The organism is Streptomyces sp. NPDC021212, from assembly GCF_044332925.1.
Lineage (GTDB): Bacteria > Actinomycetota > Actinomycetes > Streptomycetales > Streptomycetaceae > Streptomyces.
Genome location: NZ_JBIRPZ010000002.1, coordinates 806,812 through 821,338, shown reverse-complemented (window position 1 = coordinate 821,338; position 14,527 = coordinate 806,812). Strand labels below are relative to the sequence as shown.

Genomic DNA, 14,527 nt, shown 5'->3' with positions numbered 1-14,527 from the left:
TGCGCCCCCGGCGGGACTGCACAACGGGTTTCCTGGCGGGGCTGTGCCGCGGTCTTGGCGGGGGTGTGCTCCGGGTCTTGGCGGGTTTGCGCCCCAGGCCCCGGCGAGGCTGCGCCTTCGGGCCTCCTGGCGGGACTCTGCCCCGGGACACCCCCCGGGGGGGTCTGCCGCTGACGCCGCTGGGGCTCCGACTCGCCTCCTCGGGGCTCCGCTGCGGCTCCCGTGCTGGGGGTGTGGCCTTCGGCCTCGCTGGGGCCGCAGGCTTGCGCCCATCGGGTCCGGGGCGGAGCCCCGGTTTCGGGAAGGGGCGGGGTGGGGGAGAAAGCCCCCGCGCCACCCCGGGCCCCGAGAGCAGGGCCGGGGCTAACGCCCGGGCAGCGGCAGGGCGTAGCGGACCTCCGGCACGGCCGCCCCCTCCACCTTGTACGTCTCCGCGCCCCCGTCCGTCGCGAACCCCGCCCGCTCGTAGAAGCGCCGGGCCCGCCGGTTCCCCTCCAGCACCCACAGCCGCAGATAGGGGAAGCCGCGCTCGGCGACCCGGCGGCGGGTCTCGTCGAGGAGGGCGCGCCCGATGCCCGTGCCCAGCCGGGAGGGGTGCGCGTAGAGGGCGTACAACTCGGCGTCCCCTGGCGGCAGATCGCGGTCCCGGTACGGGCCGAAGCACGACCAGCCGACCACCTCGCCGGTGGCGTCCTCCGCCACCAGGTTGACCACGTCGCCGAGCCCCCGGGAGAAGAACTCCCGCCGCCGCTCGGCGTCCTCCTCGACGCTCAGGCCGTCCAGATACGTCTGCGGCATCAGCCCCGTGTACGCCTTCTGCCACCCCCGCACCCGCACCGTCGCCACGGCGTCGATGTCGGCCTCGGTCATCTCCCTTACCCGTATCCATGCCCCGTTCATATGCCGTCCACCGTAGGTGGCTTGACCTTGACACTGACGGCAGGGTCACACGATCTGCGCCATGGGAAACGCCGCGCGATCGAACCCCGTTGCCCTCGTCACCGGAGCCGCTGGCGGAGACGGCCCGCGGCCATGACCGCATCCACCCGTACGCGCCCGGGGCAGCCGAGGACATCGTCGGTCACGTCGTCGAGACGTACGCACGGCTCGACGTCCTGGTGAACAATGCGGCGATCGTCCGCTCCGCATCCCTGGCGGACAGCGCCCCGGAACTGATCACTGCTCAGCTCGACACCGACCTGGTCGCGCCCGTCCTGCTCGCGAGGGCGGCCCTCGGCGCCCTGGAGGCGAGCGGCGGCGTGATCGTGAACGTGTCCACCGCGGTGGGCCAGCGCGGCTGGCCGGGCAACTCGGTCTACGCCGCGACGAAGGCCGTGCTGGAGACGCTGACCCGCGGTTGGGCGGTGGAACTGGCGCCGCGCGGGGTGCGGGTGGTGGCCGTGGCGCCCGGGGCGATCGAGACGCCGATCGCGGACCACTCGGGGCTGTCGCCCGAGCGGCGGGCCGAGGTGCGTGCCTGGCAGCTCGCCCACACCCCGCTGGGGCGGATCGGAGGACCTGAGGAGGTGGCGTGGGCGATCAGCCGACTCGCCTCGCCCGGCGCCTCGTTCATCACCGGCGCGGTCCTGCCCGTCGACGGCGGGGCCGTCGTCGGTTGAGGTGATAGAACGGCACCGGAGGTGGGGGACCGGTGCGGATCGGGGAGCTGGCGAAGGCGACGGGCACGACGCCGCGCGCACTGCGCCACTACGAGCAGGCGGGGCTGATCACGTCCGTACGGGCGCACAACGGTTACCGCGAGTACGACGAGCGGGCCGCCGTCCGCGTCCGTAACATCCGCCATCTGCTCGCGGTGGGCCTCACCCTGGACGACGTCCGCTGCTTCCTCCCGTGCCTGGACGGCGACATGGCGACGGCGCCCCCGGCCCGGGGAAAGCTGCGGATCGCCGAGGCCCGGCTCGCCGTCCTGGACGCCCGGATCGCCGCCCAGACCGAGGCCCGCGACCGCCTGGCCGAGGCGCTCACCCCGGCCAGGGAGGCCGACGGCCCGCATCGGTGACCGCGCCGCTCACAGCAGTGACAGCTGGGCCGGGCCCGCAGGGTCGTCAGGGGCAGGGGCAGGGGCAGGGGCAGGGACGGCCCGGTGGGTCCCGGCCTCGTACGGGCCGATGCCGTACTCGGCGGCGAAGTCGTGCACCATCCCGGTGATCCGCCGCTGGTACCACTTCGGCGCGTACGAGCCGCCCTCGTACAGGGCGTCGTAGCGCTTCAGCAGCCGCGGGTGGTGCCGGGTGAGCCAGGCCGTGAACCATTCGCGGGCGCCGGGGCGCAGATGCAGCACGAGCGGGGTCACGGAGGTCGCCCCGGCCTCGGCGATGGCGCGGACGGTCGCGCGCAGCTGCTCGGGGGAGTCGCTGAGGAAGGGGATCACCGGGGCCATCAGCACCCCGCAGGGGACGCCGTGCCCGGACAGGGCCCGTACGGCGTCGAGGCGCCGCTCGGGGGAGGGGGTGCCCGGTTCGACGGTGTGCCACAGCGCGTCGTCGGTGAAGCCGACGGAGACCGTCCCGTAAGTTCACGCAAACTGAAGGGTTCTCGGTGGAAACTCAAGGGTCCGTCGTCGTGCTCTGCGGAGTTGCTTCCGTGGGTTCGGGGCCAACTCGCGACCTTGCCGTTCCTGGTCCCCTGGACCGGCAAGACGCCGAGCGGCCCCCTGCTCGAACGCAGCGAAGCGGAGTTGAGAGCTTGGGGAAGGAGTTGAGAGCTTGGGGCGGGGCAGCCTCGGGTCGCTGCTGTATCGGCGGGCGCTGGGCGAGGCCGTCGCCACGGCGCTGGCGGTACGCGACGGCGCGCCGTCGACCGGCCCCGCACCCACGTACGTGCAGGTGCAGGCCCTCGTCGACGGGCCCGGCGTCACGTGCCGGTGAGCTTGTCGAGGTCGGGGGCGTAGACGGTCATCCAGTGCGGGTGCAGCCGGTAGTAGACGACCTCGCCGTTCCAGTCGAAGGCGTCGTCGTCGCCGTAGAAGTCCTTCAAGTAGGCGAGGAGTTCCTGCCAGTCGGCCGTGGTTTCGGCGTCCTCGGGGTTCAGCTCCTCCACCGTGCCGTGGGTGAACACACCGAGGTCCTCGCCGCGCATGTGCGCGACGCTGGCGGCCGGACGGGCCGCGAGATGACGGGCCTTGGCGGCGTTGCGCGCCGTGCCGAAGTGCCACCGGCCGTGCAGGAAGTGCCCGTCGGCGCCGCTGATCCGCGGTTCGCCCTTTGCGGTCACCGTGGAGAGGGCGAGCGTGCACATGCCGGTGAGGACCCCGGTGAGCTGGGCCGCCGTGATGGTGCGGCCCTCGACGATCGAGCGGAGGTGTGCGGTCGAGCCGGAGAGGGAGGAGCCGAGGAGGGACTGGAGCTTGTTGAGTTCTTCTGGGGTTTCGCGCATACGTCCATCGTCGGCCGTAAACCCGACACCCTTTGTCGTCATTGATGAAGCAGCGGTGAGGTTGCTCCGCGCGGGTTGCGCTCGGTGCTGCGTGGATGGCAACAGGTGGAGGACGAACGCCGGGACTGCCCTTGCCGGAAACTTCATCCGTGCAGGTCACGCTGCATGTCGGTACTCGTGGAGGATGCCGCCGAGGCGATCGTGTCGGCGTATGTCGAGGCGGGTTAGCGTGTTGGGATCGCCGATCGGCGGGGGCAAGGGGTGCAGTGGCCTGGCGTTCGCGATGCCCTGGTGTGGTCGGTGTCCGTTGTAGAACTGCTCGAACTCGCGCAGGGTGTGGAGGAGGTGCCGCTGGTTCCAGATCAACGTCCGGTCCAGGAGCTCGCGGCGACAGGTCTGTATCCACCTTTCCATGATCGAGTTCATTCGTGGCATCTGGATGCCGCTGAGCACGACGTCGATCCCCGCGTCCTTGAGGACGGCATCGAACAGTTCGGAAAACTTTCCGTCCCTGTCCCGGATCATGAATCGTGCCCGGTAGCCGAGGTCTTCGAGGTCCATGACCAGGTTCTTCGCCGCTTGCGCTACCCAGGATGCGCCCGGATGCGCGGTGGCGCCCAGGACGTGGATCCGGCGGCTGCGGTGTTCGATCACCACGAGCACGTACATCCGCATCCCCGACAGGGTGACTGTTTCCATGAAGTCGCAGGCCAGCAGGGCATCAGCCTGGTTGCGAAGGAAGTTGGCCCAGGTACTGGCGTTCCGCTCGGGCGCCGGGTCGATGCCTGCGTCCTTCAGGATTTCCCAGACAGTGGAGGCGCCCACCTTCACTCCCAGCACGAGCAGCTCGCCGTGTAGGCGTCTGTACCCCCAGCTCGGGTTCTCTTTCGCTAGGCGCAGCACCAGGATGCGGCCCGAAGAACCGTTCCCACCAGGACGGGTGAGGTTTCCGGCAAGGGCAGACTCCGCCGGTCGACCTCCCGTACACCGCGTACACCACCTCCCACCAGGGCGGATGATGTTTTCGGCAAGCGCAGGCATGATGGTCTTCATGTGCATGATCATCCGCAGGTCTCGCCCTTGCCGGATGCTGTGAGCGCGAGGCTCACATGACCGAGCCGTTCCCGTCCCTGAGCGACGACACGCAGGAACGGGAACGGCGGAGTGGTGGTCGCTGCCGGTGCCTTCCTGGCAGGTGAGAGGCGGAGGGCGGACCGTCAGGCGTCGTGCGGCTTACCGGTGATCCGGGGTGTCGGCCGGTAGGTACGCGTCGACATGGCCGAGGCGGGCGACTTCACGGCCGCTGTTGTCAAAGAGGGTGACAGCGGTGACCTGGATGCCCGTGTCGCTGGGTTGCTGGCGGTTGAGAACGGCCTTGCCACCGCCGTCGAAGGGGATGGTGGTGTTGGGTGCAGGCGAGGTGGGCTGTGATCGGCCGCCCACGGTGATCTCGTTGAACGTCAGACGCACTGCGGGGGAAGGCCGCTCGCCGTCGGTGGAGGTGACCGTGACGTCCAGGCTCATGGCGGTGAGGTCGACGACCAGGGGTGCGTGGTCGCCGGCTTGAGCGCTGGCGGCGGTGACGGTCCCGCGTACGGTGCGGACGCCTCCGCTCACGGTGGTGGTGACGCTGCTGTCCCCTGTGGAGACCTGGACCGACTGGCTCTCTCCCTTCTGCAGGCTGTCCGCGGTGACGGTGGTGTGCTGTGAGGCGGGGGAGAAGGAGGGGCGGATGAAGGAAGCGCCCAACTCGTTGACGTCGGAGGCCTGTGGCAGGCCGGCCACCGCCGCCCGACCGGTCATCATCCGGGGCTGGGGCTGGATCAGCGCGAGAGCGGTTTCTTCGCCGGCGGCGATGGCGATGACCTTCTTGCCGCGGGTCTTCTCCGGCAGCTCCGTGACCAACCCGAAGCGGTTCTCACCTGCGGCGATGATCTGTCCGTCGGCGGTCAGCGCCAGGCTGAACTGCCCGCCCGCGGCGATGGCAGTGATGCGCTTGCCCGCCGTCTGGGCGATCAGGCCGGAGACCCGCTTTCCCCCGTCCAAGCCGGCGCCGACGACCTGACCGTCGGCGGTCAGCGCCAGACTGTGGCACGCGCCGGCGGCGATGGCGGTGATGCGCTTGCCCGCCGTCTGGGCGATCAGTCCGGAGATCGGCTTGTGGCTGTCGAAACCGGTGCCGATGACCTCACCGTCGGCGGTCAGCGCCAGACCGTGGTTCCATGTGGCGGCGACGGCGGTGATGTGCTTGCCCGCGGTCTTGGCGGCCAGGCCGGAGGCCTCCTCGTACGGGCTGTCACCGGCGGCGATGAGCTGGCCCCCGTCGGTCAGCGCGAAGCTGCTGTCCCGGCTGGCCAGAATGGTGGTGATGCGCTTGCCGGCGGTCTGGGCGAGCAGACCGGAGACCTTCTTCTTCCCGTCATAGCCCACGCCGATGACTTCGCCTTCGGCCGTCAGCGCCAGACTGTGGCTCTCACCGGCGGAGAGGCAATGATGTGCCTGCCCGAGGTCTCCTCCTCCACTCCGGGATCGTTACGGCCGATCCTTTCCGTACCTGCGGCGACGACCCGGCCTTCGGCGGTCAGCGCCAGACTGTGCACCCAGGCTGTGGCGATGGCGGTGATGTGTTTGCCCGCTGTCTTCCTCTCCAGTTCGGAGACCTGATGGTTCACGTCGTCGCCGGCGCCGGCGACGCGGGTGACGAGAGCGGCGGTTTCCGTCAGGGCCCCGGTGGGCGGCGGGACGGATTCGGTTGCAGGGTCGGGATCGAGTGGGCGTTCAGTCATCGCGCCTCCTCCTCACGCCGTGGCGTCTCAGACCTTCGCGGACAGGGTCACGCAGGTGCCGCCGAGGACGTTACCCAGGAGGTCGGCGGTCACCTTCAGGGGGATGGAGACCTCGGGCACGGTTTTCCGTACCAGAGAGGCGTTCATGAAAGCGGTCAGGGAAGGCACCGCGCACAGCAGGGAGGCCGCGAGCACCACGGGTTCGTCGTCGAAGCTGCCCTGGACCGCCTTCACGCAGGTGTAACCGGTGACACCCGCGCCCCACAACGTGAGCAACCACGGGGCGGCCTCCGCGACCAGGCTCCTCAGCTTCGAGCTGCGGACGAACGCCGTGCCCACCACACCGCCCACGGCCGCACCGATGGCGACCACCTCCAGGACGCCACGGGGGCCCAGGGCCTGGATCTCGTTCCATTCCCCTTCGGCGTGGGACAGGCCGGCGATACTCACGGCGCACAGGATGCCCAGGCCCGTCACCACGACGGGGGTGTCCTCGCCGAGGAGGTCGCCGACCGCCGCGGGAAGGAGGGAGAAGGCCTGGAGCGTGCCTGCGCACATCAGCAACGCCGGGTAGGGAGCGGAGCTGTCGCCGTCCGGGCTGTCGGACGCGGCGTCGGCCGTGAGCGTCCGGCCGGCGTGCCCGGGGAGGACCCCGCCGGGGAACGGCTCGGTGTGGACGCCGTTGCTGAGTTTGTAGACGAGGGTCACCGGTACGGCGGCGACGAGGGAGAGCAGCCCGCCGACGGTCAGCTTGTCGTCGGGGTGCCCGGCGGCCTTGGCCAGCCAGGACCACAGGGCGTTGAGCGGGCCCACGCTCACGTGCTGGGCCAGAAAGGCACGCAGTCCCTCGATGCCGTGGTCAACCAGGGCCGCGACCGTGTCGAGGGCGCGTTGGGCTCCCTCGAACGCGGCGTCCATGAAGTGCCGGCAGGCTTCGACCAGGTCACCGAGGGTCTTGTCCTCGCCCTGGCCACTCAGGAGTCCCTGCATTCCGCGGGCGAACTCCGCGACACCGCTTCGCAGATCACGTTCCAGGTCGGCGGTGAGCGTGCGCAGGTGGTCCACGACGGACTCGTCGTGATCCTTGCCGGAGGTGGCGGTGACGCCGGACGCGTACGTCTGGAGTTTGTCCATCGCCCAGTTGTGGTGGATGTCCCCGGCTACGGAGGCCACCGCGCCGCCGCCGGTGTGGAGTTCGGCGCCGTGGACGGGCCTGGTCAGGGGCGCGCCCTGGCACTTCTCGCGTACCTGCGTCAGGACACGGTCCATCTGCCCGCGGTGCTGCTTGAGCCAGTGGTCCGCGGCCTGTTGGGCTGATCGCGCATTATCGGCCAGCTGGGACAGGAAGCGGTCCGCGGCGCTTTCGAGCGCCTTCTTGGTGTTCCATATCGCGCTGAAGTCGAAGAAGGCGCGCAGCCACCGGATGGCGTCCTCGACGGCCACCTCGACGGCCCGCAACGCGGCGATGACGAGATGGGCCGCGTGATCCAGCGCGTGGACGGCGGCCTCGAACCCGCTGACAATGGTCTTCCCTACGCGTATGGCGAACCTGGCCACCTTTTTTCCGACATCGACCACCAGGTGCTTCAGGGTGCTCAAGCCGTTCTTCAGGCTGTGCAGCGCATCGCCTGCCCGATGCTTGATCCAGTCCCCGACACCGTCGAAAATGCCGTAGTACGTGCCCGGGCTCCCCTCGGCGCCCTCGGCGCACCGCGCCAGCGCCTCCGCGTCGGACAGCACCTCGAACGTCGCCCCGCTCGGGGTTCCTTTGCCGGACCTGGTGTCGTCGCCGTCGGAGGTGCCGAAGAAGAAGCCTGCCGGAGCGTTCCCCTCGGGAACCGGACGGCCCAGGCCGACGGCTGCCGCGCACCGTACGGCCTTGGCGGCCGAGGTGAGGTCCTGGTCCGAGGCGCCGGCGGGGACCAGCCGCGTAGCCTGCTCCCCTGCGCGGGGCACCCGGGCGGCGCGCAACGTCCGTCCCTCGGCGTCGAACGGGGAGAGCCCGCCCCCGGGGTTGGTGGGGTTCAGCGTTTCGCTGGATCCGGCCAGGTAGGCGTGCACGCTCTTGCCGGGCTGGAGCGAGACCGGCTTGGCCAGCCCCTCGGTTTCCAGCAGGATCTCCGGCGCGGCCAGGCCGTCGGCCGGCAGGGAAAGGGTGATGCGGCCGAGCACGTCCGTTTCCAGGTGCTGGGGTTGGGGGTTGAGCATCATCGCGCGGCCGCCGACGGTCACCCGACAGGCCGCGGACGTCTCGGCGGTACGTAAGGTGACCGCACGCTTCGCCAGCGGGGTTCCGTGGTCGTCCGTCAGCTGTGCCTGAAGGCGGTGTCGGGTCACCTCGGTCGCCGACCCGACCAGCGTCGCCTCCTCCGCCACGCGCGCACCGGGGACCCGCACCTCGGTCCCCTGCCATGTGCCGGTGCGGGGGTCCTGCTCGTCCAGGCGCAGATGTCCGCCCCCCTCACCGCAGGAGAAGAGCGCCGTGCCTCCGTCGGCGGTGTGGCTGACAGCCATGTCGACCACGTCCCGTGCGAGCGGCAGCGGGGGAAGCCACGTGGGCTCGCCGACCGTCCCGCGCGTCCTGCCGCGGTCCTCGCGCAGGGACCACAGCATCCCCCCGTCGTCGATCCCGAAGAGATCCCAGCTCGCGTCCGTCTGCGTGGTACCCGTCACGTGCACGCCGTCGCTACGGAAAGGCAGCTTTCCGACCTCGACGGTCCGCTGCAGAGTCCCGTCCAGGGCGAACACACAGTTCTGCAGCATGCCGTCCTCAGTGAGAACGAGAACGAACACGCCCTGCTCCGTCACCTCGGCCGCGATCACTTCCTTGACGCCCGGGTCGAGGTTGATGTCGTCCTGGGACGACGACGCGCGCCTGCCCGTGGTCACATGGCAGACCTGTAGCTGGGGACCTGCGGAAACACCCTGCGTATTCGGCTCTCTCGAGAAGCACAGCATGTTCACACCGTCTTCCGTCAAGCCGGTCACCGTGGCCCGCACATCAGCGCCTACTCCGATGTTGTGAGGGAGCACACCGGTGGCGGAGTCACGCGAGGGAGGAGAGTCGAGATGCCAGAGCACGATGCCGTCCGGGCAGGACCCGTACAGGAGCGGGGCCTGATCCGGCGCGTAGGCGACTTTCCATCCCTCCACAGCGGCCAGCGGATCCGGTAGCTGCTCGGGGGGCTCCCAACCGACCCCGCCGTCTTTCAGTCGGGAGCACCACAGCGCCCCTTCCGAGGAGAAGAAGCACCAGACTCCGATGCTCTTGTCCTCGACGACAGTGATCTCTCGCGGGGCGTGCTCAGGAAACAGCTCGTGCGCCCGCCAGCCCGTCTCGTGCCCGGGGTCGGCGGCCAGGTGCACCAAGCGGGCGTTGTCCTGTGAACCCTCCAGGAGCAGGGCCTCGTGGCGCGCTTGGGCGGGTATGTCCCGCCGGAGCGGGTTGTGGAACGCGATCAGCTTTCTCCCGGCCGCGGGACTGACACTCAGATGCTCACCCAGTAGCACGTCCTGGCTGAGCGTGTCACTGACGACAACCTGTACGGACGGGGCCTGTGTTTGACCGCGTGCCATGCCTCGCTCCTTCGCTGTCTGCACTCAGGAACCATCCTGCGCAGGGCCGCCATGAGCGTTCGAGCAGAACGTTCTAAACTCATCACATGCAGTGAATCTTGGGTATGGGCGCGGTCAGGCGACGATGGGGCGCCTGTCCTCCGGCCCGGCGTCGGAATCGGGGGTGGTGCGGGCGCCACCGACGGCACGGGTGCCCCAGTCGTCCCCGTGCCCGTCGGCGCTGCCTCCGCAGCGGCGGTCGTCGGGACGTTCAGCTCGTCCAGCATTCGGCGGCTGAAGCCGAACGCCCAGGTCGCCACGAACCCGACGACGTAGCCGACCAGCAGCCCGAGACCGTAGACCACCACCGTCGAGCCCAGGCCGTGGCTGCCCCTGAGCAGCGGGAAGAGGGCCCAGCCGGACGGGCCGATGGCGGTGGCGCCGACGGTGTGGCCGAGCTGGTTGAACAGCCCGACGAAGCCGCCACCGCAGGCGCCGGCTGGTGCCGGATGAGCTGTGGGAGTTGTTCCAACGGGTGGTGCCGGAGGCGCCGATCAGGCCTCAAGGAGGCGGTCGGCGCCGACACGGCGACCATCGGCACCGTTGTCGTGCGAACCGCCCACCCGCCGGGTGATCGAGGTAGTGGTGGTGAACCGGCTGCCCGCTCCCGCGCCGCTGTTTCGCGTCGGGCACTGGGCGTACTCGTGTGTGGCCGTCAAGGGTCTTGGCGGAGGCCGATGCGTGTCCCGGCTGGTGCATTGACGGGTCTCTTCGGTGTCTGCTGGGGGGCTTGGGCGATCAGCGTCGTTGTCGCGTCCGGCCAGTGGCAGCAAGGGTCTCCTCGGCGACACCCCCGGGACCCGAGGATGCCCAGGAAGTGTTGCTGCTGCAGGTGCGTCGGTTACAGGCGCTTCGCTGTGCGGTCGCGCAGCAGCAGCCACTGACTCGCGTCGGCGCTGCCTGAGCGTGCAGCCGGTCCGTGCAGCAGCACGGCGTAGGCCGTCCTCTCCGCCTTGCTCGGGGCGGCATACTGGCCTGGCGCCTCCGGGGGCGGGAATGATCTCGTCATGCCTTCCAGGCCTTGTCCGCGTTCGGAGTGCTGAGCATCGGCCCTCCCGGGCTCAATAGGGTCACGCAGTGAAGTACGAGCAGGCGTGGGTGCAACCGCGGTACGGGTTGACGGTCCATTCGAACGGCATCCGGGACGCCCCGGGCACCCGGTTCACGGTCGAACGGGCGCGGATCTCGTGAAAGGTGATGCCGCGGAACTCCGGGGTGTCGAACGTGCGCGACGTAACGGCGTCGGCGGCGAAGAGGGCCGGGGTGGCCGCCTCGCCGTCGCCTGTCAGGTTGTCCCAGCGCATGGCACGTACCTCCGGGGTCTCGCTCACTCGCCTAATAGAACACATGTTCCCTTCGTTTCCGTCAACCCCGAATTTGGGCGGGTGACCCGCAGGTGGTTGGCTTGCCCGCGCAGGGCAACGGCGCCGACACGTACGTACGCGAGGCAGGTCGCGCACGTACGGGTGAGGCAGCGCAACCGCAACCATCGGAGGAAAGAGCAATGGGCCAGGTCGAGGCCACCACGGAGCGCATCGTCGCGGGCAAGCCCGAGGACGTGTTCGACGCGCTCGCCGACTACCGCGAGGTCCGCCCCCGGCTGCTCACAGAGCAGTTCAGCGAGTACGAGGTCCGTGAGGGCGGCGACGGTGAGGGCACTCTGGTGCACTGGCGGCTCCAGGCCACCAAGAAGCGGGTGCGCGACTGTCTGCTGGAGGTCTCCGAGCCGAGCGACGGTCAGCTGGTGGAGAAGGACCGCAACTCCTCCATGGTCACCACCTGGACCGTCACCCCGGCCGGGGAGGGCAGGGCGCGGGTCGTCGTGACCTCGGTGTGGAACGGCGCGGGCGGCATCGGCGGCTTCTTCGAGCGCACGTTCGCGCCCAAGGGGCTCGCCCGCATCTACGACGGCGTGCTGGACAAGCTCGCGGCCGAACTCCCGGCTCAGAGCGCCCAGTAGCCGCCGTCACCGGTTCGGGTGGTTTTCTCCGCGGTGCGCTCCATAGGGTGCACATGCTCTCACTTGCGGTAAAGCCGCCCGGACCCGTCTCTTTATCGATTCGTCGCGCTTGCCCCTGGTTGTCTCGTAATGCGAGAACAGGGCGGCGGCGCAGGCGTGACGAGGGGAGACAGACGTGGGCGGGATCACCGAGACCACCTTCGCGAAGGGCCATCGGCCGGCAGGCGCACCCGCCCGCGTCTCCGATGACACCGGAACCGGGGCCGGTCCCCGACCCGAATCCGGCGACGGGGACGGCACCGGCACCGGGGCGGCGGGACCGCGGACGGACGGCGGCCCCGCCGGGGCCGCGCTCAGCCCGGCCCGGGTGCGGACGGTCTTCCTCGGGCTGATGCTCGCCCTGCTGCTGGCCGCCCTCGACCAGACGATCGTCGCCACCGCCCTCCCCGAGGTCGTCGGCGAACTGCACGGCCTGGACAAGATGTCCTGGACCGTCACCTCCTACCTCCTCGCCGTCACCATCGTGCTGCCGGTCTACGGCAAGCTCGGCGATCTCGTCGGCCGCAAGAGCGTCTTCATCTTCGCGATCGTCATCTTCGTCGCGGGCTCCGCGCTCGCCGGGTGGTCGCGCACGATGGACGAGCTGATCGTCTTCCGGGCGGTGCAGGGCGTGGGCGCCGGAGGGCTGATGATCGGCGTCCAGGCGATCATCGCCGACATCGTGCCGCCGCGGGAGCGCGGCCGCTACATGGGGCTCATCGGGGCCGCGTTCGGCCTCGCGTCCGTGGCCGGGCCGCTGATCGGGGGCTTCTTCACCGACCGTGCCTCATGGCGCTGGTGCTTCTACGCCAACGTCCCCTTCGGCCTGGTCACGCTCGCCGTCGTGGCGGCCGTCCTCAAGGTGCCCGAACCGCTGCGGCGGCCGCGCTTCGACTTCCTGGGCGCCCTGTTCCTCACCATGTTCTCCACCTGCACCATCCTGCTGACGAGTTGGGGTGGCACGGAGTACAGCTGGCACTCGCGCGTCATTCTCGGGCTCGCCCTGGGCGCGGCGGGCTCCGCGATCCTCTTCGTCGTTGTGGAGTGCGTCGTCCCCGAACCGCTCATGCCGATGCGGATGTTCCGCGATGCGATCTTCTGCGTCTCCGGGCTCATCGGCGTGGTCATCGGCGTCGCGCTGTTCGGTGCCGCCAGCTATCTGCCGACCTTCCTGCAGATGGTCGACGGCGTCTCCGCCACCGAGTCGGGGCTGCTGATGGTGCCCATGATGGGCGGCATGGTGCTGGCCTCGATCGTCTCCGGCCAGCTCATCAGCGCCACCGGCCGCTACAAGGCTTTCCCGATCCTCGGCGGCCTCATCTCGATCGGCGGCATGTGGCTGCTGTCCCGGCTGGAGGAGGACACCTCCCGCCAGGACTACAGCCTCTGGATGGGCGTCCTCGGGTTGGGCATCGGGCTGGTGCTGCCGGTGCTGATCCTCTCCGTGCAGAACTCGGTGTCCCCCGCCGACCTCGGCTCGGCCACCAGCGCCAACAACTACTTCCGGCAGATCGGCGGCAGCGTCGGGGCGGCCATCTTCGGCACCCTCTTCGCCCATCGGCTCGCCGACCGCCTCGCGGAGGAGTTCCCCAAGGGGACAGGCCGCCGGGCCGCCGGCGGCCCGGGGCTGCCCGACCCCGACTCCGTCACCCCGCAGATCGTGCACGCCATGCCGCGCGCTCTGCGCGAGGGCTACATCACGGCGTACGCCGACGCCATACCGCGGATTTTCCTCTATCTCGTGCCGGTGCTCGTCCTGGGCTTCCTGCTCGCCTTCCTGCTGAAGGAGAAACCTCTGGTGTCCCACACCGACTTCGCCGTCCAGCCCGACCCCGGCGTCCAGCCAGGCCCCGGCGTCCAGCCGGATCCCGTCGTACCGGCGGCGCGCTCGGTGCCCCGGCACACCGCCCCGCCCCCGCCACCGCCCGTCGCGGGCATCCCCGTCTGCGGCACCGTCCAGCACCATGACGGCACCTCGGTCCCGCGGGCCGCGCTCACCCTCATCGACGTCAGCGGCCGGCAGATCGGGCGCGGCGCCACCGGCGAGGACGGGCGGTACGCGCTGAGCACGCCCGGCACCGGGGCGTACGTCCTGATCGCGGCGGCCGGCGGTCATCAGCCGCGGGCGGTCAGCGTCACGGTCGGCGACCGCCCGGTCGAGCTGGACGTCGTGCTGGGCGGCGCGGGTCGGCTCGCCGGATCCGTGCTCACGGCGGACGGCACGCCCGTACGGGACGCCACCGTCACCCTCACCGACGTACGCGGCGAGGTGGTCGCCTCCACGCGCAGCGGACGCGAAGGGGGCTATGTGATGACCGAGTTGGTCGCCGGGGAGTACACCCTGGCCTCCAGCGCCCCCGCCTTCCGCCCCGCCGCCCTGCCGGTCACCGTGCAGGCCGCCCGCGAGACCCGCCAGGACATCGAACTGGCCGGTGGCGCGGTGCTGCGCGGCGTCGTCCGGGCCGGTGGCGGCCGCATCGTCGAGGACGCCAGGGTCACGCTCCTGGACGCGGCCGGAAACGTGGTCGACACCGCGACCACCGGCGCGGACGGGGCGTTCCGCTTCATCGACCTGTCGGCGGGGGAGTACACCGTGATCGCGGCGGGCTACCCGCCGGTGGCGACGGTGCTCCAGGTGGCGGGCGGCGGCCGTACGGAACGCGATCTGCACCTGGGCCACGAGGACTGATCACCGGCCGCCCCGCCCCGGCCCCCGCCTTCCGCCGGGGGC

Annotated in this window: 11 protein-coding genes and 4 pseudogenes; 6 read left to right on the top strand and 9 right to left on the bottom strand. The window is 70.4% G+C overall.

Features of this window, described 5'->3' with window-relative positions; genetic code table 11:
• Positions 1–363: 363 nt before the first annotated feature.
• On the bottom strand, positions 364–870 hold the full coding sequence (locus ACH4SI_RS07925; protein WP_398293777.1) for a GNAT family N-acetyltransferase: 507 nt from the start codon (positions 868–870) through the stop codon (positions 364–366).
• Between the two features lie 119 nt (positions 871–989).
• Between ACH4SI_RS07925 and ACH4SI_RS07920 the strand changes: the two genes are divergently transcribed.
• Both ACH4SI_RS07920 and ACH4SI_RS07915 read left to right on the top strand, forming a co-directional pair.
• Positions 990–1,619: an SDR family NAD(P)-dependent oxidoreductase gene (locus ACH4SI_RS07920; protein ID WP_398293774.1), complete on the top strand. Its 630-nt coding sequence runs from the start codon at positions 990–992 to the stop codon at positions 1,617–1,619.
• Between the two features lie 32 nt (positions 1,620–1,651).
• Positions 1,652–2,020: a MerR family transcriptional regulator gene (locus ACH4SI_RS07915; RefSeq protein ID WP_398293772.1), complete on the top strand. Its 369-nt coding sequence runs from the start codon at positions 1,652–1,654 to the stop codon at positions 2,018–2,020.
• Between the two features lie 9 nt (positions 2,021–2,029).
• Here ACH4SI_RS07915 and ACH4SI_RS07910 read toward each other — a convergent pair.
• Positions 2,030–2,527, bottom strand: a pseudogene (locus ACH4SI_RS07910) (radical SAM protein); the annotation flags it as partial.
• Between the two features lie 199 nt (positions 2,528–2,726).
• On the opposite strand from ACH4SI_RS07910, the gene ACH4SI_RS07905 reads away from it, so the two are divergent.
• Complete coding sequence (locus ACH4SI_RS07905; RefSeq protein ID WP_398293770.1) at positions 2,727–2,888, top strand: hypothetical protein; 162 nt, start codon at positions 2,727–2,729, stop codon at positions 2,886–2,888.
• On the opposite strand, the gene ACH4SI_RS07900 is transcribed toward ACH4SI_RS07905, so the two are convergent.
• The 6 genes and pseudogenes from ACH4SI_RS07900 to ACH4SI_RS07875 all read right to left on the bottom strand — a co-directional run.
• The gene (locus tag ACH4SI_RS07900) at positions 2,875–3,396 is read right to left on the bottom strand and encodes a pyridoxamine 5'-phosphate oxidase family protein (RefSeq protein WP_398293768.1); all 522 of its coding nucleotides are present in this window, start codon (positions 3,394–3,396) and stop codon (positions 2,875–2,877) included. The two genes, ACH4SI_RS07905 and ACH4SI_RS07900, sit on opposite strands and share 14 nt — an antisense overlap.
• 156 nt (positions 3,397–3,552) lie before the next feature.
• Positions 3,553–4,449: an integrase core domain-containing protein gene (locus ACH4SI_RS07895; RefSeq protein ID WP_398293766.1), complete on the bottom strand. Its 897-nt coding sequence runs from the start codon at positions 4,447–4,449 to the stop codon at positions 3,553–3,555.
• Positions 4,450–4,629: 180 nt separating this feature from the next.
• Positions 4,630–5,826 carry a choice-of-anchor P family protein gene (locus ACH4SI_RS07890; protein WP_398293764.1) on the bottom strand — a complete coding sequence of 399 codons (1,197 nt, stop codon included), beginning with the start codon at positions 5,824–5,826 and terminating at the stop codon, positions 4,630–4,632.
• Between the two features lie 23 nt (positions 5,827–5,849).
• Positions 5,850–6,182, bottom strand: coding sequence for a hypothetical protein (locus ACH4SI_RS07885; RefSeq protein ID WP_398293762.1), 333 nt, complete (start codon positions 6,180–6,182; stop codon positions 5,850–5,852).
• A 27-nt stretch (positions 6,183–6,209) separates the two neighbouring features.
• Entirely contained in the window at positions 6,210–9,758 is a 3,549-nt protein-coding gene (locus ACH4SI_RS07880) for a hypothetical protein (RefSeq protein ID WP_398293760.1), read from the bottom strand.
• A gap of 146 nt (positions 9,759–9,904) precedes the next feature.
• Positions 9,905–10,234, bottom strand: a pseudogene (locus tag ACH4SI_RS07875) (PTS alpha-glucoside transporter subunit IIA); the annotation flags it as partial.
• Positions 10,235–10,236: 2 nt separating this feature from the next.
• Between ACH4SI_RS07875 and ACH4SI_RS07870 the strand changes: the two are divergent.
• Positions 10,237–10,329: pseudogene (locus ACH4SI_RS07870) on the top strand (IS5/IS1182 family transposase); the annotation flags it as partial.
• A gap of 550 nt (positions 10,330–10,879) precedes the next feature.
• On the opposite strand, the pseudogene ACH4SI_RS07865 reads toward ACH4SI_RS07870, so the two are convergent.
• A pseudogene (locus ACH4SI_RS07865) lies at positions 10,880–11,101 on the bottom strand (radical SAM protein); the annotation flags it as partial.
• A gap of 200 nt (positions 11,102–11,301) precedes the next feature.
• On the opposite strand from ACH4SI_RS07865, the gene ACH4SI_RS07860 reads away from it, so the two are divergent.
• Entirely contained in the window at positions 11,302–11,757 is a 456-nt protein-coding gene (locus ACH4SI_RS07860) for an SRPBCC family protein (RefSeq protein WP_398293758.1), read from the top strand.
• A gap of 175 nt (positions 11,758–11,932) precedes the next feature.
• Positions 11,933–14,485 carry an MFS transporter gene (locus tag ACH4SI_RS07855; RefSeq protein ID WP_398293756.1) on the top strand — a complete coding sequence of 851 codons (2,553 nt, stop codon included), beginning with the start codon at positions 11,933–11,935 and terminating at the stop codon, positions 14,483–14,485.
• Positions 14,486–14,527: the final 42 nt, after the last annotated feature.